Origin of the sequence: Prochlorococcus marinus CUG1417 (assembly GCF_017695975.1) — a bacterium.
GTDB classification, from domain to species: Bacteria; Cyanobacteriota; Cyanobacteriia; order PCC-6307; family Cyanobiaceae; genus Prochlorococcus_A; species Prochlorococcus_A marinus_AG.
The window spans coordinates 216,476-235,623 of the sequence record NZ_JAAORN010000001.1 but is presented as its reverse complement, the minus strand read 5'-3'; the positions used below and the strand labels follow the sequence as shown (position 1 = coordinate 235,623).

Below are 19,148 nucleotides of genomic sequence, written 5' to 3'. Positions count from 1 at the left end.
CTTATAGCAACTTAAGACTTTCAGTAAAGAAACCATAAAATAATCCCAATCTTAAAGAATCTAATAAAAGTACTAAAAATTTCTTTTTCCTTTCAAATCTAAAATTTCTTCTCAAAACTATTAAAAACTCAATAAAAACTACTGATAAAAAAGCGGCTACAGGATCCATGAGTTCCACAACGGCACTTACCATACCTAGAGAGCTTCCAAAAAAGTATCCGATTAAAAGTGTAATTAATGATATTGAATATCTTCGCCATGGATTACTAGCCCAAATACTTAGTGTCTGAATATTTTCCACAATTTTTAGCTGAAATTTTGTCTTTTGAGGTTTAACAACCATTTTGCATTAAACTAAGCCGCTTCAGAATTTGATTGAATTTTAGTATTTCCTTCTATTAATTCAAGTAATGCTTCAAATTGAGCCAATAACCCTCTTAATTCGCCTGGCTCAGGGAAAAGGTCATCTTCTTTTATTCCTAAATGCATTTCTCTGAGCTCTTGCCTTAAATAGCGTATGTGACAAATGACTTGCTCTCTTTTGGTTTGCGACATGATATAAATTTTTTCATCAACATTTTAAGAAAGAATATTTTTGAAAAGGAGAGTTTGCATATTTATGACTGAGAATGAAGATAAATGACCTAAAAACAATTTGAAAAGATATGAAAATTGAAAATTATCATATCCTTGAAAATATGTACTTAATTCTTTTATCAATTTTAAATAATTACTTGAGGCCTTATTATTAGAGTATATTGACTTTACTCAATATGAAATTCATTTCTGAAAATAAAATAAGTGAGGAACTAGTAAATTCTTTTGATGAAGAAATGACCTTTGAACTCGCTAAAAGGCTAGAGGAAGATAATTATATTACTCCATTTGATGGTTTAAAAGACTGGCACTTACTGAGGGCTCTTGCAATCAATAGGCCTGAATTAACGAGTAATTATACCCATCTCCTCGATCAGGAACCTTTCGATGAAAACTAAAAGTAGGGAATCCAAAATAAAGGTTCTTTTATTAATAAGTGGAAGTATTGCAGCTGTAAGAGTTCCATTATTAGTTAGCCAACTAGCGAAAGAAAATTATGAAATAAGATGCGTTTTATCAAAAAATGCAGAAAAATTAATAAAGCCGCTTTCTCTTTCTATTTTAAGTAGAAACCCGTGCATTTTAGAAAATGATCAATGGTCTGATGGTCAATCAACACCTCTTCACATAGAAGTAAGTAATTGGGCTGATATTTTAATCATCGCCCCTTTAACAGCGACAACATTAGCAAAATGGGTAACTGGAAATGCAGATGGATTGATCCCAAGCATCTTAATAGCAAATATAAAGCCAATAATTGTCGCACCAGCAATGAATTCACAAATGTGGCTAAATAAAGCTGTCCAAAAAAATTATGAGAATTTACAGAATTACGAAAATGTTTTGTCTTTGCAACCAAGTGAAGGCCTCTTAGCATGTGATGCTATTGGCATCGGTAAGATACCTCCCAATGATCTAATCCAATTAGCTCTTGAATTTATAGCTTCACATAAACAAAATGAATATCGCAAAGATTTACTTAATAAAGAAATTTTAATAACTGGAGGGTGTACCTCAGAGAAAATTGACGCGGCAAGACACATTACTAACAAAAGTTCTGGAGCTATGGGCCTACTACTTTCTCAAGTAGCGAGGTTCAGGGGAGCACAAGTAAAATATGTTCATGGTCCTCTGAAAATCGATAAGAATCTTACTGATGGGATAAAAAGATATGAAATTGAAACTAGTGTTGATTTAATTAAGGCACTTAATAATGAAATATCAAATTGCGATTATTTTTTTATGAATGCAGCAGTATCTGATTTCAAAATAAACTCTGATACTTCAGCTAAAATTCCAAAAAATCAAATTAATGCTCATTTGAATCAAAACTTTGAGCTAGTCCCAGATATTTTAAAAATAATTAGTAAATCAAAAAAAGATAACCAAGTTTTTGTAGGCTTTTGTGCTTTTACAGGATCTATCGAAGAAGCACGAATGACAATTAAAGAAAAGATTATCCAAAAAGGTTGTGATTATTTATTCGCAAATCCAATTGATCTTGAAGGCCAAGGATTTGGCTTTGCGGCACAAAATGAAGGTTGGTTATTCGACACTAATGATACGGAATACTACATTAACAAAACATCAAAAATTGATTTAGCAAATAAATTAATAACCAAAATTATTTCATTAGAAAAATAAAAAAATTTTTTAATTTGTATTTTTTTGTAATCTTAATCATTAAAAATAATGCGATAGCTTAAAATAATTCCAGTTTTTTAAAATCTAAAAAGCTACGGGTTGTTTCGAGGATTTAATAGTCCTAACTTTTATGGTCCTTTCCCTTGTAATATCCGTACTGAACTTATTAGATGACCTTTAATCTACCGTCACAGAAATTTACTGCAACTTTAATTATGAGAATCCGTTCTTTCTTAGCTTTTGTTATTTCAATTTGTATAACTTTTGCTTTCGTACCTGTTAAAACATTTGCTTTTTCTGAAAGAGGAAATGCACAATTCACAGATGTTGTTAACACAGGAAAAGCTAATGATTGCCCTACATTAGACTCGTCTCTTGTCGGATCAATATCTCTAGGGAATGGAGATAGCCTTAAAGGAATATGCATGCATCCAACAGAAGTTTATGTAAAAGTGCCAGGGACAAAACGAAAAGCTGCAGAATTTGTTTCTACAAAAATTATTAGTCCTAGAAATAACACCACAGTGACAGAAGTTTATGGAGATATAGATTCAGGAACTTTCAATGAAAAAGGTGGTATTGATTTTCAACTTATTACTGTGTTAACTCCTGGTGGTTTAGAGGTGCCATTTGCATTCTCAGCAAAAGATCTTACAGCTGATTTACCTTCATCAATTGAGCCTGGCACTGAAATTAGTGGTTTAACATTTACACCTAACTACAGAACTGGTGACTTTCTAGATCCTAAGGCAAGAGCTAAAAATACTGGTGTTGAATATGCTCAAGGTTTAGTTGCATTAGGAGGCGATGACGAAGAACTTGCAAAAGAAAATATTAAAGTTGATGTAAATGGTACTGGCGTTATTACTCTTTCAATTAACAATGTAGATTCTGACACAGACGAATTTGCTGGTACTTTTGAAGCAATCCAACCTTCAGATACAGATATGGGTTCAAAGGATCCACTTGATGTAAAAATAATTGGGGAGCTTTACGGAAGAAAGGCATAAATCCTACTTAAGATAAAAAGGGGGTTAAACCCCTTTTTTTTTTTCAAAATTTTTCTTTATCTATTTTAAAAATGGAATTACAACAAAAAACTAAAACAGATACTAATGGACTAATACCGCCTTATGGAGGGGAACTGAAAAATTTAATTATCCAAGATAAAAACCTTAAAAATGATCTTATCTCTAAAGCTACTTATGAGTTTGAATGTAGCGAGAGAAACGCATGCGATGTAGAACTTTTGATAGTTGGAGCTTTCTCTCCATTGGAAGGTTTTATGGATGAAAATAACTACAATGCGGTAATTAAAAATAATAGAAATACAAATGGGTTGCTTTTTGGCTTGCCTATAGTATTTGATTCAAATAATGAAAAAGTAAAAGCTGGAGAGACAATATTGCTTACTTATAAGAAACAAAAAATAGCAGTTTTAGAAGTAAGTTCTATTTGGGAGCCTGACAAATCCTTAGAAGCTGAACTTTGTTATGGTACTAATTCTTTAGATCATCCTGCGGTTAAGATGATTTTTAACGAGAGAGGGAGATTTTATATAGGAGGAAGAGTTTATGGTTTCGAACTACCAATTAGAGAATTCCCCTGCAAAACCCCAGAAGAAGTTAGATCTACACTGCCATCAAATCATGATGTAGTTGCATTTCAATGCAGAAATCCAATTCATAGAGCACATTATGAATTATTTACTAATGCCTTACTTTCGGATAATGTCTCCTCTAACTCAGTTGTTTTAGTTCATCCAACTTGTGGACCAACACAACAAGATGATATCCCTGGAAAAGTTAGATATTTGACCTATAAAGAATTAGAAGAGGAAATATCTGATGAAAGAATAAAATGGGCTTTTTTACCTTATTCAATGCATATGGCAGGGCCAAGAGAAGCTCTTCAACATATGATAATCAGAAGAAATTATGGCTGCACCCACTTTATTATTGGTAGAGATATGGCTGGTTGTAAGTCTTCATCAACTGGTGAAGATTTTTATGGTCCATATGACGCCCAGAATTTTGCGAATAAGTGTGCAGATGAATTGATGATGCAAACTGTTCCTTCAAAAAATTTAGTTTATACGAAGGAAAAAGGATACATAACAGCTGAAGAAGCTAAAGAGTTTAATTATGAAATTATGAAACTTAGTGGTACTGAATTTAGAAAGAAATTGAGAAATGGCGAACCAATTCCTGAATGGTTTGCATTCAAAAGTGTAGTAGATGTTCTAAGACGCTCTTAATATTGTTTTATTATTAGTATTATAGTTTTATTAAAGATTTTTTATCGTGAACAAACGTTGGAGAAACGTAGGACTTTACGTCCTAGCTGTTATTACTGTAATTTTCATTGGTACTTCAGTTTTTGATAAACCTAGTACTGAAAGTTCTACAAAGACCTTGAGATATAGTGATTTTATAGAGGCAGTACAAGATAAACAAATAAGTAGAGTACTAATATCTCCAGATAACGCCACAGCTCAAGTTGTTGAAAATGATGGGAGCAGGTCTGAGGTCAATTTAGCTCCTGACAAAGATTTATTAAAAATACTGACTGAGAATAATGTAGATATAGCTGTAACACCTACAAAATTAGCCAATCCATGGCAACAGGCTGTAAGTAGCTTAATTTTCCCAGTACTTCTGATTGGAGGCCTATTTTTTCTTTTCAGAAGATCCCAAAGTGGTAATGCTGGGGGTGGCAACCCTGCCATGAGTTTTGGAAAAAGCAAAGCTAGACTTCAAATGGAACCATCTACACAGGTAACTTTTTCAGATGTTGCTGGTGTTGAAGGTGCAAAATTAGAACTCACAGAAGTTGTAGATTTTCTCAAGAGTCCAGATAGATTTACCGCAGTCGGAGCAAAAATTCCAAAAGGAGTCCTTCTTGTTGGCCCTCCTGGTACAGGAAAAACATTACTAGCAAAAGCAGTTGCTGGAGAAGCAGGTGTACCTTTTTTCTCAATATCTGGTTCGGAATTTGTAGAGATGTTTGTAGGAGTCGGAGCTAGCAGAGTTAGAGATCTTTTTGAACAAGCTAAAAAGAATGCTCCTTGTATTGTATTCATTGACGAAATAGATGCAGTTGGAAGACAAAGAGGTGCTGGTATGGGCGGAGGAAATGATGAAAGAGAGCAAACATTAAATCAACTCCTAACCGAAATGGATGGATTTGAGGGTAATTCAGGAATAATAATTGTTGCTGCCACAAACAGACCTGATGTCTTAGATTCAGCTTTAATGCGTCCAGGAAGATTCGATAGACAAGTCACAGTAGATAGACCAGATTACGCTGGAAGACTACAGATATTAAATGTTCATGCAAAAGATAAAACTCTTTCAAAAGACGTTGATTTAGATAAAGTCGCTAGAAGAACACCAGGATTTACTGGTGCAGATTTAGCTAACCTTTTGAATGAAGCAGCAATACTAGCGGCTAGAAAAGATTTAGATAAAGTAAGTAATGATGAAGTCGGTGATGCCATTGAAAGAGTTATGGCAGGTCCTGAAAAGAAAGATAGAGTCATCAGTGACAAGAAAAAAGAATTAGTTGCCTATCACGAAGCTGGTCATGCACTCGTTGGAGCATTAATGCCTGATTATGATCCCGTAGCAAAAGTTTCAATAATTCCTAGAGGTCAAGCTGGAGGTTTAACCTTCTTTACTCCAAGTGAAGAAAGAATGGAATCTGGTCTTTACTCTCGTTCTTACCTTCAAAATCAAATGGCTGTAGCTCTTGGTGGAAGAGTTGCCGAAGAAATAGTCTATGGAGAAGAAGAAGTTACAACGGGAGCTTCAAATGACTTACAGCAAGTTGCTAATGTAGCTAGACAAATGATCACTAAGTTCGGTATGAGTGACAAAATAGGCCCAGTGGCTTTAGGTCAATCTCAAGGTGGAATGTTTCTTGGAAGAGATATGAGCTCTACAAGAGACTTCTCTGAAGATACTGCTGCGACTATAGATGTTGAGGTTTCAGAGCTTGTTGATGTGGCATACAAAAGAGCTACAAAAGTTTTGACAGATAATAGAATAGTCCTCGACGAAATGGCTCAAATGCTCATTGAAAGAGAAACTATAGATACTGAAGATATTCAAGATTTGCTTAACCGCTCAGAAGTCAAAGTCGCAAACTATATCTAGTCTTAAAAATTTAAATACTTAATGGATATTAAGGAAGATTCTTTTTCTGATTTACTACTAAAAGAATCTTTTTTTTTACTCATAAAACCTGAAGATAAGATTTACTTAAATACCTCTATAAAGAATTTATTTTTTGAAGATTTAGAAAGCTTAGTAAAATTAGGATTAAAAAATATTGAAATAAGTTGGTCAAATAACAAAAATTGGTTGGATTTTGTATCCGAAATTAAACTCAAATATCCAAAAATCAATTTAGGCTCTGCCTCCATAGTTAATAAGCAATCAATAGAAGATTCATTAAAAATTGGATTAAATTTTTCGATGATGAAATTTTGGGATAAAGATCTTTTCAATTATGCGCATTCAAAGAATTATTTATTAATTCCTGGAATTCGTAATTTAAAGGATCTTAAGGAAGCGGCAAATTTAAATTGCAACATTATCAAAATTTATCCAATAAAAAGTAAAGATAGTTCGATAGATATATTCAACTATAAAAATATTGATTTTATTGCTGCTGGAGGACTATCAATCAATGATGTAAAAACTTATAAATCTTTAGGATATAAAGCAATCGTGATTGGAGATAAAGCTATCAAAAATAAAAAATTTGATCCAAAAATATATGAATGGCTCAAAAATAATTAAATAAAAGATAAATATAATTTATTTAACAAAACTACTAATTATTCATTAAGCCACATTGAGCTTGATTCAGAAGTAAATGATCAGCAAGTACTAAAGCCACCATAGCATCAACCATAGGAACTGCTCTTGGTAGAACGCATGGATCATGTCTCCCTTTTGCTTTCATCAAAACTTCTTTACCTTCAGCATTTACTGTTTTCTGTTCTTTCCCGATAGTTGCTGTAGGTTTAAAAGCTATCTTCATCTCAATATTTTCGCCATTACTTATTCCTCCCTGTATACCGCCCGAATTATTAGATATTGTTCTTAACTTCCTAATATCATCAGATTTAATGAAGGCATCATTATGTTCGCTTCCCTTTAAATAAGTTCCAGAGAAACCTGAACCTATTTCAAAGCCTTTTGTAGCAGGCAAAGACATCAAAGCCTTTGCTAAATCAGCTTCTAATTTATCAAAAACAGGCATGCCAAGACCAGACGGAACGTTTCTTACTAAACATTCAATAACTCCGCCGCAAGAGTCTCCTTGACGCTTTAATTCCTTAATTCGCTCGATCATTTCTGTTGATACCTTTTCATCAGGACATCTAACAATATTAGAATCTATTTTTTTGAGAGAAATCTTCTCTTTATTTATATCAGAATCAATATCATGTATACGCTTTACCCAAGATAGTATTTCAGTGTTACAGAAGGTTTTTAATAATTGTTTTGCTACAGCTCCAGCAGCTACTCTCCCAATTGTTTCTCTAGCAGAGGCTCTTCCACCACCAGAACTTGCCTGAATTCCATATTTCAGATGATATGTACCATCTGCATGAGAAGGTCTAAATACCTGCTCCAAATTATTATAATCTCCTGGTCTTTGATCCTTATTTCTTACCAACATTGCTATTGGAGTTCCAAGTGTTAACCCTTCCTTTATCCCACTTAATATTTCAATTTTATCTTCTTCATTTCTGGGTGTTGTAATGTCACTTTGGCCAGGTCTGCGCCTATCTAATTCATTTTGTATCAGATTAATATCTATTTTTAATTTAGGTGGACATCCATCAAGGATAACTCCTACTGCACCACCATGTGATTCTCCAAAAGTACTAACACGAAAAATCTTTCCAAAACTACTACTCATAGAAATATCAAATGTTTATCTATATATAAACATTATATGAAACCAATTGAAAATTAAACAAAAAAAAGCCCCCAAAAAGGGGGCTTGTAAGTTTAAGAACTTTAAGCTTAACCGATAGCTGGAGCTGAAAGAGCTACTGTTGTAGACTCAGCTGCTGCTAGATCAAGTGGGAAGTTGTGAGCATTACGCTCGTGCATTACTTCCATACCTAGGTTTGCTCTGTTAAGAACATCACCCCATGTAGGAACAATCTTACCGTTAGCATCAACAACTGATTGGTTGAAGTTGAAACCGTTAAGGTTGAATGCCATTGTGCAGATACCCATTGAAGTTAACCATACACAAACAACTGGGAATACAGCTAGGAAGAAGTGAAGACTTCTGCTGTTGTTGAAACTTGCATATTGGAAGATCAAACGACCGAAGTAGCCATGAGCTGCAACGATGTTATATGTTTCTTCTTCTTGTCCGAACTTGTAACCATAGTTCTGAGACTCAGTCTCAGTTGTTTCTCTGATTAGAGATGAAGTAACAAGTGAACCATGCATAGCTGAGAATAAAGATCCTCCGAACATACCAGCAACACCAGCCATATGGAATGGGTGCATAAGAATGTTGTGCTCTGCTTGGAAAACAAACATGAAGTTGAATGTTCCAGAGATACCTAAAGGCATTCCGTCAGAGAAAGAACCTTGACCGAATGGATATACAAGAAATACTGCGAAAGCTGCTGAAACTGGTGCAGAGTATGCAACACAGATCCAAGGACGCATACCTAGACGGTATGAAAGCTCCCACTGTCTTCCCATGTATGCTGAGATACCAATTAGGAAGTGGAAAATTACAAGCTGGTAAGGACCACCGTTGTATAACCACTCATCTACAGTTGCTGCTTCCCAGATTGGGTAGAAGTGTAGACCAATAGCGTTAGATGAAGGAACAACCGCACCTGAAATGATGTTGTTTCCATATAGGAATGAACCAGCAACTGGCTCTCTAATTCCGTCGATGTCTACTGGTGGTGCTGCGATGAATGCAACGATGAAGCAAGCCGCTGCTGTAAGAAGGCATGGAATCATTAAGACGCCGAACCAACCAACATAAATTCTGTTGTTAGTTGATGTTACCCACTCACAAAACTGTGGCCAACCTTTTAACAGCGAAGAACGCTGCTGCTGAATAGTTGTCATGAGTTCGTAAAGTATGTCTCTAAAGTGAGACGTGTAAATAAAAACGGAAAATAGATTCCGCTTCGAAGATTTTAGACCAAAATCGCTAAAAATGTGTAAATATTTTTTCTTTAAGTAAACTTATTTTTTGAAAAATAAAAGAAAAGAACTTCCATGTCTTAAGATTTTCTTTGTTATTGAGGATTCAACTTGGTAATAATCGAATGGCTTCTTAACGGAAAAAGATCTAGAGAGGTAGTTGCCTTAAGAGATGCTAAGCATAGAAGACTGCAATTAGAGGCTTTTGGAGCTGTTATTTATTGGAGTGAGAGAATTTAGGTTTTTAAGGTTTAAAAATTAGCAAAAAAAATAAAAGTATTGGATATTAAATAAACTTATCTATAAAATAAAAAATCCTTATTAGTTTTCAACGATTTATTGTTCCGGTTTATTAATTTAAAGACTTTCAAACTCCTGAACCCATTGTTTTTTGGAATAAATCACTTCTTTTTTTGTATAGCTCATGGCAATTTTTTTTTCCTTATAAGCGACTTCTCCAATAAAAACTGGCCAAATCGGTTGGTCTCCATCATATTTGTGAATTATTCCTTGGCTATCCAGAAATAATGGATCTCCTTTTTTAACCATTTGCCAATCTTGGTTTATTCTCTCAGGATGAATTAGGCCATCAATATCTCCTTTTTCATCTCTTGGATAATCTATACTCCCTTGATGAACGTGAACAACTAATTCTTTTGGAAGTTCTATAAGATTGTTTTTTAATTTATATATCTCTTCCCTTAGGGAGCTAATTATTAGAGAGAATCTATTTATAATATTTTGATCATAAAAATTTTGTGCTACAGCTCCTATTTCAATAACTAGACCGCATGGCCAAGCTTCTACAAGAAAGCCTGTTTGAGCTTTATCTTTTTCGTGCAAATAAATAGGCAATCCAAATTTGTTCTGAAATAATGCAGCTAAACAAAAATCTTTGAATCTCCTACCATACAAAACAATGCAAGTTCCCATATTGGCAGTAGTAGTATGCAAATCGATTGCAATTTGACAGGGTTTAGATCCGTCAAGCCCAAATTGATCTACTAAAAAATTGGCTCTATCAATTTCATAAAAGTTATTCTTATGTTGATCAAAATTCTCAATTTCTTTAAAAGATCTATTTAAATCTACATCAATATATCTGCACCCTTTTTCATAGGCAACAGGATTACCAATTATGTACTCATACTCAATACCATGATTTAAACTATTTTCCTCTCTATTATATTGTTTAACCGCCCAAACAGGATTAATTTCATTCCCATGAGTGCCTGAAACGATAAGTATTCTTTGAACAGTCATTTTTTCTTTGAAAATAAAATTTTATGCAAAATAAATACCTTATTAAGGCCTCCAAGAAATTCTGGTATTGGTTTTGGGCCCAACTAATGAATGGCTTCGCACCATCGGATTTACATGGTAATTATAAAAGGCCTAAAGGTATAACAATTGATAATGAATACGATATTAATAATGAGAATGGACAAATTTATTTATTGGTAGGCAATTCTTGTCCATGGTGTCAAAGAACTTTACTCGTACACGAAATTAAACACTTATCAAAAAAAGTTAAGGTTATATTTTTAAAAGCCGATGTTGAGCATGGCGAATGGATTTTCAATACAAAGATTAAAGGATGTAGGAGACTTTCAGAACTTTACAAAAAAGCTAATAAAAAGATTATTTTTAGGGCGACATTACCTCTTTTAATCTGTTTTTCAAAAGATGAAGTAAATATTTTGTCTAATGAAAGTTCCCAGATTATAAGACTACTTAATTCAATAAAAATTCAATCAAAATATCAGATATGGACAATTAAAGACTGTAATCAAAAATTTTTAGATTTAATTAATAACAACATTAATGATGGCGTATATAAATGTGGTTTTGCAAGAAACCAGTCAGCTTATGAAAAAGCTAGTCAAAATCTTTTCACAGCTATAAATGAAGTTGAAAATTTACTACAGAAAAACAAAGGGGACTGGATATTTGGAGAACAGTTAACCTACGCAGATATTTACCTTTTTCCAACGCTTATAAGATGGGAATTGATATATAGCAAACTTTTCAAATGTACTGAACAAGAACTATCAAGTTTCGAAAAGATTATTGAATGGAGATTAAAATTCTTTAAATTATCTCATGTAAAAAGGACTTGCTTCGACAATGAATGGAAAAAAGATTACTACAAAGCTTTATTTCCTTTAAATCCAAATCAACTAATCCCAGTTTTACCAACACTTGAGGAAATAATGAGATTAGAGTCATGAAAAATACATAAATCAATTTCGAAAAAAAAATTGATGTTGTAATGAACACTTATTTAGTTCATAGATAATGCAATTTCATTAGAAATTAACTATGTTATGTATGTCTACTAAAGTACGAAAAGCTTAAAATGAAATCCATTGACGAACACATCCAAAAAGATCAATCGGAAATCGAATCTGCAAAAGCAGAGGGCAATCTTCCAAAGGTCAGACATTTAACTGAAGAACTAAAAGAACTTGAAGAATATAAGGATCATCATCCAGAAGACAAACATGATCCTAATGCCTTGGAATTATTCTGCGATGCCAATCCGGATGAACCAGAATGTCTTGTTTATGATGATTAAGTTTTCTTTTGCTAAATAATAAACAATAAAAAAAAGGGCTCTAAAAGCCCTTTTTTTATTTGTTAATTCTATTAGTAATCTCTATTAAAGTCGGATGGACTTCCTGTAAGCGAACATACAACCGACTCCTCATTTTTCATTTCCTTTACTTCTACAATTGGTCTTCCCATTTTCTTCAAAACCTCAATATCTTGAATAGTTTGACATCTAGCTATTATTTTTCCTTGTTGATCAAAGCAAGTATAGAAATTCATATTGTGTTTAAAGAAGTATCTTATTTATGACTAATTTTCATTATTAAATCAAGTGTATTTTTTACAAAAAAATTTTTAATTTAAGTTAGATCCTTTTCCATACTTCAGAAAGCAGTGAAGATAGACCTTTTTTTAAAGATGAAGAAATAACTAAAACTTTTTTTTTAGATAAATCTTCTAACTTTTTTGTAATTTTTTTCAAATAATCATCATCTACAAGTTCCATTTTATTCAATACTACTATCCTCTCTTTATCTAAAAGCCCTTTTCCATATTTTTTTAATTCCTGCTCAATTATCTCAAAATCATGTAAAGGATTTTCTGCAATTGCATCAATTAAGTGAACAAGTATCTTCGTTCTTTGGATGTGCCTTAAAAAATCATGCCCTAAACCCACTCCATCAGCTGCCCCTGATATTAATCCAGGAATATCCGCAAAAAGGCAACCATTCCCATCAATTTTTCTTACTACACCTAAGTTAGGTATTAGAGTTGTGAAGGGATAATTTGCGATTTTTGGACGGGCAGATGACACAGCGGAAATCAAAGTGCTTTTCCCAGCATTTGGAAGGCCTATAATCCCAACCTCTGCAAGAAGTTTTAGTTCTAATTGAACTTCCCATATCTCACCATCTTTTCCTTCAGTGAAAGATTCTGGGGCTCTATTTTGATTACTTAAATAATAAGCATTTCCATGTCCACCTCTTCCTCCAATGGCAATAGTTAAACTCTGTTTATCTTTAGTTAAGTCTCCTAAAATAATACCGGTTTTAATATCCCTTATTTCTGTACCGCATGGAACTTTAAGGATTGTATCCTCACCTGAAGCACCAGATCTCTTATTAGGACCTCCTTTGCATCCATCTTTAGCAATTATTTCACGTTTGAATTTGAAATCTAATAATGTTTGAAGATTATTATCAGCCATCAGAATAACTGAACCCCCTCTTCCACCATTTCCCCCTGAAGGTCCTCCAGCAGGAACGAATTTTTCTCTTCTAAATGAAACTATTCCATTTCCACCTTTTCCAGCTTTAAGAATAATGTTTGCTTGATCAATAAATTGCACTTAATACACTTATTAAATTATTTTTCTAGGTATTTATAAATTTTATTTTATCCACGCAATACTGCAACCAGGTCCACCCTCGTTGTTGGCAGCATCTTCAATCTTATCAACATAATTTAAACCTGATAACCAATTTCTTAATCCTTTTTTTAATTTTCCTGTTCCAATTCCATGAACAATCCATAACGGTCCATGAAATTTTCTAATTTTCTCTTCAATAATTATTTCGGCTTCATGAACTCTAAGCCCTCTTACATCAATTGTATTCTTACTTGTTCTAATTTTAGAAAAATAAAAATCTTCTCTTTTAGACTTAACCTCAATTTTTGAACTTTTGAAATTAGGCTTTTCTCCATTAATACCCTCAAAGTCATTTACAGATAATGTGCTTCTGAATGAACCACATTTAACTTCGTAAAAACCTCCTTTTTTATCTAAATCTATAATTTGTCCTGTGCTATTTAGACTTTTAATTTTTACAAAATCGCCGACCTGAGGGTTCCATGATATTGACTTTTCAAATTTTTTTTGGGTTAAATGTTCCGTCTCAATTTCCTTTAATCTTTTTCCAATAACTCTCGTATCCTCTCCATTAACATTTTTATCTCTTAATTTTTTAATCAAATCTATTACCTCTTTTTTAGCAGATACAATATGTTTTGATAATTTAGCCCTTTCAATTTCCTGGATTTTTTCAGCATTTATTTTTTGATATTCATAATTTCTCTTCAATTCATCATGTAATATTTCAGTCCTTGCAATGAGTTCTGCAGCAGCTTCTGCAGAATTTTGTTGTTTAATCCTCTCTTCTTCAAGTCCTTTAATAATACTATTAATATTATCAACTTCTTTTGGCTTTAGATAATTTGCAGCTTCATTGAGTATACTTTCATCGAGGCCAATTCTCTTTGAAATTGACAAAGCATTACTCCTCCCAGGAATGCCCCAGTTGAGTATATATTTTGGCTTGAAAGAATCCTCATCAAAGGCAACTGATACGTTTTCAAATCTGGAGTCATTATATTTTAAAGCTTTAATATCTCCATAATGTGTAGTTGCTAAAGTGATATCAGATTTATTTGCAAATTCTTTTAATAAAGCCATAGCAAGAGCACTTCCTTCAAGAGGATCTGTACCAGATCCAATCTCATCTAATAAAACAACTGACAATCCTTTCCTATTATCAAGTGAATCTAAAATCTCTTTTATTCGGGATATATGCCCACTAAAGGTAGATAAATTTTCTTCTAATGATTGATTATCTCCTATATCCACATATATATTTGGACAAAAAGGTATAACAGGATTAATAGTAGAGGGTATCAATAATCCTGCTCTAGCCATAAGTAAAGACAGTCCCAACCCTTTTAAAGCTGCTGTTTTACCTCCAGTATTTGGACCAGTAATGGCTACAACCTTAATATTTCTATTTATATGAAAATCGACAGCCACTGGAGGAGGAGATCCTTTTTTCTTATGTTCCCAAATCAATAACGGATGAGAAAAACCAATTAGAGAAATAATGGGATTTTTCTCAAAAGTAGGAGTTTTGCCTCCAATCCATTTCGAATATCTTGAACGAGTTAGAGCATTTTCTAATCTCAATAAAATGGATGCCATTTCAGTAAGATTTTCTGAATTATCACAAACAACATGGGACCATTTCTTGAGTAATTTAAATTCTTCTGATGTGATCCTAGCCGCTAAAGAAGCAATCTTATTACCTTTACTTACTACACTATCAGGTTCAAAATATACTGTATTTCCTGAAGATGAAGAGTCATGAATTATGCCTTTAAATTTATCTATATAATTCACTTTCACTGCTAAAACTGGTCTGCCATATCGATCTCCAATAGTGGTATCTTGCAAATAAGCTAAATTCTTTTGAATAAATTTCTCAACTAATGCTTTTCTTTCAAGCTTCTTAGATAATAATTCTTTTCTTAGAATAGATAGTTCATTACTAGCATTGTCTGAAATCCTTCCATTAGATTCAATGCCTTTTTTAAAAATCGTTTCGACATTCTGATGGTCAATTAAATTTTTTATAAATGATGAAATATAAGGCCTTTGTTCAAAATCTAATAAGATTTTTTTTAAATTTCTTGCTGCAGAAATTGTTTTCGCAATTTCTAACAATTCAGAAGATGAAATTACACCCCCCTTGGAACAAATTTCAATATTTCTACTGATATCAAAAACACCAGAAAAACTAATTGATTTATCTAAATTACTTTCTAGCGCAGTTATCTCAACAGTTTCATTTAAAAGTCTTTTAGATGCATCGTATTCTGAAGGAATCTCAAAACTTAAAATTGCTCGTTTACCCATTTCAGTGGAGGCGAACGAAGATAAATGCATTTTTAATGAATCCCACTCTAAAAGGTTTACAGATTCTTCATCTAAAGTGTTATGTGAATATGATTTTTTAGAATAACTTTTCTCTTGCATACAAAAAAAAAGAATCAAACATTTGATTGAATTCCTTCAGGAGGAACATAAAGCATCTCTAGCCAGTTTCCTTCAGTATCCTTCAAATAAAATGATGCTGTTCCATCTCTATGTTCATGTAAAGGTCCAACTTTTACACCAGAATTTTTTAAATCATTTTGAATATTTTCCACTTCTTTTTTATTTTCAAAATGAAAAGCAAAATGAGGTCCCGCAGCTTTGTAGCTGGGGCCTAACAAAGCAAGTCCATCTTTTCCTTTGCCAGCTTCTAAATAAGACCAATCTTTATCGTCCCAAACTAAGTTCATACCAAGCTTAATATAAAAAGATTTCGCCCTTTCGAGATTCTCTACTCTAAGTGCGATATGACCAATCCTATTAACTCCTGGAGTAAACTTCAAAACAAAACAGTGAACTTATTATTAATCTAAGAATAAACCAAATTTTTGTTAATAATGAGTTTTTAACTATCCTGCAACCATTGTGATGCATCACAAGCATGATAAGTAAGTATAAGTTTTGCTCCTGCTCTTTTAAAACTAAGCAAAGTTTCTAAAACAATATCTTTTTCATTAATCCAGTTTTTCATGGCAGCAGACTTTACCATGGAATATTCCCCACTAACGTTATATGCAGCTATAGGTTTATTTGAAAAAGTGCTTATTCTATATACAATGTCTAAATAAGAAATTCCAGGTTTTACCATCAAAATATCAGCTCCCTCATATTGATCCAATGCAGATTCAATTAAAGCCTCTTTTGAATTGGCAGGGTCCATTTGATATGTAGACTTATTATCTGGAATTATTTTTTTGCTATTTTCTCTTGGAGCTGAATCTAAAGCAGTTCTAAATGGACCATAATAAGCAGATGAATATTTTGCTGTATAACTGATAATTCCTACATCACAAAATCCTTGATTATCGAGAGCATTTCTAATTGCTCCAACTCTCCCATCCATCATGTCACTAGGGCCAATAAAATCTGCTCCAGCTCTTGCTTGTGTTAAAGCTTGTTTTTTTAAAATTTCAATAGTTTCATCATTTAAGATTGTTCCATTTTTATCAACTAATCCATCATGCCCATCACACGAATATGGGTCCAAGGCAACATCAGTCATTATTGTCATTTCTGGAATCTCTTTTTTTAATATTCGAATAGCTTTAGGTATTAAACCGTCTTCATTAAAACACTCTGCTCCATCTTCAGTCTTCAAGCTGTCGTTTATTTTTGGAAAAAGAACCACACATCTTATTCCCAATTCCCATGCCCTAATAACTTCCTTGATTAAGCCATTAATATCCCATCTATAAGTTCCGGGCATTGCTGAAATTTCCTCTTTAAAATCTTTTTCATGAATAAATAATGGATATATAAAGTCCGCAGCCTTTAAATGGTTTTCTCTTACCATTTCTCTAATTGCCTCAGTCCTTCTTAATCTTCTTGGGCGAATAATCGAGTTCATTTTAATATTATTTAAGTTGAAAAATATTTATTTAATACATTAATCGCTTGCCTTGCACATAAATCAATCAGGGACTCCTTTTGTTCAGGAAAATTAACTTAATTATTTTAAAGACAAAGAGTAAAAAGTTACAAAAATATTTTGCACAAACTTCATTTTTCACAAATTTACGTCATAAAGAGATAATATCTTTTAGTTAAGTATTTATTTTAAGGAGAGTATCTTTGAAAATAATTAATGGATTTCATCTAAAGAATGTAAGAGGCGATATTTTAGGAGGGATCACAGCCGCAGTAGTGGCTTTGCCTCTCGCTCTTGCTTTTGGTAATGCTGCGTTAGGACCTGGCGGAGCAATTTATGGACTATATGGAGCAGTAGTAGTTGGGTTTTTAGCAGCATTATTCGGCGGAACACCTGCTCAAGTTAGTGGGCCTACCGGTCCCATGAGTGTAACTGTTGCAGGCGTAGTAGCAGGCTTAGCAGCAGTAGGGGTTCCTAGAGATCTTTCTGCAGGACAAATTTTACCTTTAGTTATGGCAGCCGTAGTCATTGGCGGCTTACTGCAAATATTATTCGGAATTCTAAAATTAGGTAAATATATTACTTTAGTTCCATATTCTGTTGTTTCAGGATTTATGTCTGGTATTGGAGTAATAATCATTGCGCTTCAGATTGGACCATTACTTGGAATTAGCACTCGAGGTGGAGTAGTCGAATCTTTATCTACTGTATTTTCAAATTTCCAACCCAATGGTGCTGCTATTGGAGTAGCAATAATGACACTAGGTATAGTATTTCTTACTCCTAGAAAAATAAGTCAGTGGGTTCCTTCTCCTCTCTTGGCCCTATTGATAGTTACCCCAATATCAATATTAATTTTTGGAGATGGAGCTATTGATAGAATTGGAGAAATCCCAAGGGGAGTGCCATCTTTAAATTTCCCAAGTTTTAATCAATATTTCCCAATTATTTTCAAAGCAGGATTAGTTCTAGCAGTACTTGGCGCAATTGACTCCTTACTGACATCTCTAGTAGCAGACAACATCTCTCAAACAAAACACAATTCTGATAGAGAACTTATTGGTCAAGGAATAGGAAATGCTGTTGCAGGTCTATTTTCAGGTTTACCTGGAGCAGGAGCAACCATGAGAACAGTTATAAATGTTAAATCTGGAGGATCAACTCCAATTTCTGGTATGGTTCACTCGGTTGTGTTATTGATAGTTTTAGTTGGTGCAGGACCTTTAGCTGAACAAATACCAACTGCATTGCTAGCAGGAATTCTTATAAAAGTAGGCTTAGATATTATTGATTGGGGATTCTTGAGGAGGGCTCACAAATTATCTTTAAAAACATCAGTAGTAATGTACGGCGTACTTTTAATGACTGTTTTTTGGGATTTAATTTGGGCAGTTTTAGTCGGTGTATTTATAGCAAATATGCTCACTATTGATTCAATAACCGAAACTCAACTAGAAGGTATGGATGAGGATAATCCTTTATCAGAAGATGATCAAGGAAAAAATGCTTTGCCTGCTGATGAAAAAGCACTTCTAGATAGATGTTCAGGCGAGGTAATGCTATTTAGACTTAAAGGACCACTTAGTTTTGGAGCAGCTAAAGGCATATCTGAGAGAATGATGCTTGTAAGAAACTACAAAGTTTTGATATTAGATATCACTGATGTACCGCGACTTGGAGTTACTGCGACTCTGGCAATAGAGGATATGATGCAAGAAGCAAAAAATAATTCTAGAAAAGCATTTGTTGCTGGTGCTAATGAAAAAGTAAAAGACAGATTAGCAAAGTTTGGAGTTGAAGGCATTATTGAAACAAGAAAAGAAGCTTTAGAAACTGCTCTAAATGAAATTGCTTAGTAATC

The 19,148-nt window shown here is 33.4% G+C and carries 20 protein-coding genes; 10 read left to right on the top strand and 10 right to left on the bottom strand.

Going from position 1 to position 19,148, the window contains the following annotated elements; translation table 11 throughout:
- Position 1 precedes the first annotated feature (1 nt).
- A complete protein-coding gene (locus HA140_RS01255; protein WP_209039406.1) occupies positions 2–343 on the bottom strand; it encodes a DUF565 domain-containing protein in 342 nt (113 codons plus the stop codon).
- Between the two features lie 11 nt (positions 344–354).
- Positions 355–555: a hypothetical protein gene (locus tag HA140_RS01250; RefSeq protein ID WP_209039405.1), complete on the bottom strand. Its 201-nt coding sequence runs from the start codon at positions 553–555 to the stop codon at positions 355–357.
- Between the two features lie 218 nt (positions 556–773).
- Here HA140_RS01250 and isiD point away from each other — a divergent pair, with 218 nt between their 5' ends.
- The 6 genes from isiD (at position 774) to HA140_RS01220 (ending at position 7,046) form a co-directional block, all read left to right on the top strand.
- Entirely contained in the window at positions 774–995 is a 222-nt protein-coding gene (gene isiD / locus HA140_RS01245) for a protein IsiD (protein WP_209039404.1), read from the top strand.
- Positions 985–2,241: a bifunctional phosphopantothenoylcysteine decarboxylase/phosphopantothenate--cysteine ligase CoaBC gene (coaBC, locus tag HA140_RS01240; protein ID WP_209039403.1), complete on the top strand. Its 1,257-nt coding sequence runs from the start codon at positions 985–987 to the stop codon at positions 2,239–2,241. Before isiD ends, coaBC begins: the two co-directional genes overlap by 11 nt.
- A gap of 215 nt (positions 2,242–2,456) precedes the next feature.
- Positions 2,457–3,251: a photosystem II manganese-stabilizing polypeptide gene (locus HA140_RS01235; RefSeq protein ID WP_209040213.1), complete on the top strand. Its 795-nt coding sequence runs from the start codon at positions 2,457–2,459 to the stop codon at positions 3,249–3,251.
- A 71-nt stretch (positions 3,252–3,322) separates the two neighbouring features.
- The gene (sat, locus tag HA140_RS01230; protein WP_209039402.1) at positions 3,323–4,498 is read left to right on the top strand and encodes a sulfate adenylyltransferase; all 1,176 of its coding nucleotides are present in this window, start codon (positions 3,323–3,325) and stop codon (positions 4,496–4,498) included.
- A gap of 46 nt (positions 4,499–4,544) precedes the next feature.
- Positions 4,545–6,398, top strand: a complete 1,854-nt coding sequence (ftsH, locus tag HA140_RS01225) for an ATP-dependent zinc metalloprotease FtsH (protein WP_209039401.1) — start codon at positions 4,545–4,547, stop codon at positions 6,396–6,398.
- A 21-nt stretch (positions 6,399–6,419) separates the two neighbouring features.
- Positions 6,420–7,046, top strand: a complete 627-nt coding sequence (locus HA140_RS01220) for a bifunctional 4-hydroxy-2-oxoglutarate aldolase/2-dehydro-3-deoxy-phosphogluconate aldolase (RefSeq protein ID WP_209039400.1) — start codon at positions 6,420–6,422, stop codon at positions 7,044–7,046.
- A 34-nt stretch (positions 7,047–7,080) separates the two neighbouring features.
- Here HA140_RS01220 and aroC read toward each other — a convergent pair whose 3' ends face one another.
- The gene (gene aroC, locus HA140_RS01215; protein ID WP_209039399.1) at positions 7,081–8,178 is read right to left on the bottom strand and encodes a chorismate synthase; all 1,098 of its coding nucleotides are present in this window, start codon (positions 8,176–8,178) and stop codon (positions 7,081–7,083) included.
- A 107-nt stretch (positions 8,179–8,285) separates the two neighbouring features.
- Positions 8,286–9,368: a photosystem II q(b) protein gene (gene psbA, locus HA140_RS01210; protein WP_002805533.1), complete on the bottom strand. Its 1,083-nt coding sequence runs from the start codon at positions 9,366–9,368 to the stop codon at positions 8,286–8,288.
- A 189-nt stretch (positions 9,369–9,557) separates the two neighbouring features.
- Here psbA and HA140_RS09395 point away from each other — a divergent pair, with 189 nt between their 5' ends.
- A complete protein-coding gene (locus tag HA140_RS09395; RefSeq protein WP_257469811.1) occupies positions 9,558–9,686 on the top strand; it encodes a hypothetical protein in 129 nt (42 codons plus the stop codon).
- 117 nt (positions 9,687–9,803) lie between these two features.
- On the opposite strand, the gene HA140_RS01205 is transcribed toward HA140_RS09395, so the two are convergent.
- Positions 9,804–10,709, bottom strand: a complete 906-nt coding sequence (locus HA140_RS01205) for an aspartoacylase (protein ID WP_209039398.1) — start codon at positions 10,707–10,709, stop codon at positions 9,804–9,806.
- Positions 10,710–10,732: 23 nt separating this feature from the next.
- On the opposite strand from HA140_RS01205, the gene HA140_RS01200 reads away from it, so the two are divergent.
- Complete coding sequence (locus HA140_RS01200) at positions 10,733–11,677, top strand: glutathione S-transferase family protein (RefSeq protein WP_209039397.1); 945 nt, start codon at positions 10,733–10,735, stop codon at positions 11,675–11,677.
- Between the two features lie 128 nt (positions 11,678–11,805).
- On the top strand, positions 11,806–12,024 hold the full coding sequence (locus HA140_RS01195) for a CP12 domain-containing protein (RefSeq protein ID WP_011817713.1): 219 nt from the start codon (positions 11,806–11,808) through the stop codon (positions 12,022–12,024).
- 71 nt (positions 12,025–12,095) lie between these two features.
- Here the strand turns inward: HA140_RS01195 and HA140_RS01190 are convergent, their stop codons facing one another.
- From HA140_RS01190 to hemB, 5 genes are all read right to left on the bottom strand, one after another.
- On the bottom strand, positions 12,096–12,278 hold the full coding sequence (locus HA140_RS01190; RefSeq protein ID WP_011817712.1) for a hypothetical protein: 183 nt from the start codon (positions 12,276–12,278) through the stop codon (positions 12,096–12,098).
- 85 nt (positions 12,279–12,363) lie between these two features.
- The gene (gene obgE, locus HA140_RS01185) at positions 12,364–13,347 is read right to left on the bottom strand and encodes an Obg family GTPase CgtA (protein WP_209039396.1); all 984 of its coding nucleotides are present in this window, start codon (positions 13,345–13,347) and stop codon (positions 12,364–12,366) included.
- Between the two features lie 42 nt (positions 13,348–13,389).
- The gene (locus HA140_RS01180; protein ID WP_209039395.1) at positions 13,390–15,801 is read right to left on the bottom strand and encodes an endonuclease MutS2; all 2,412 of its coding nucleotides are present in this window, start codon (positions 15,799–15,801) and stop codon (positions 13,390–13,392) included.
- Positions 15,802–15,815: 14 nt separating this feature from the next.
- Positions 15,816–16,202, bottom strand: a complete 387-nt coding sequence (locus HA140_RS01175; RefSeq protein ID WP_209039394.1) for a VOC family protein — start codon at positions 16,200–16,202, stop codon at positions 15,816–15,818.
- A gap of 62 nt (positions 16,203–16,264) precedes the next feature.
- Entirely contained in the window at positions 16,265–17,266 is a 1,002-nt protein-coding gene (gene hemB / locus HA140_RS01170) for a porphobilinogen synthase (RefSeq protein ID WP_209039393.1), read from the bottom strand.
- A 224-nt stretch (positions 17,267–17,490) separates the two neighbouring features.
- Between hemB and HA140_RS01165 the strand changes: the two genes are divergently transcribed.
- The gene (locus tag HA140_RS01165; RefSeq protein WP_032519679.1) at positions 17,491–19,143 is read left to right on the top strand and encodes a SulP family inorganic anion transporter; all 1,653 of its coding nucleotides are present in this window, start codon (positions 17,491–17,493) and stop codon (positions 19,141–19,143) included.
- Positions 19,144–19,148: the final 5 nt, after the last annotated feature.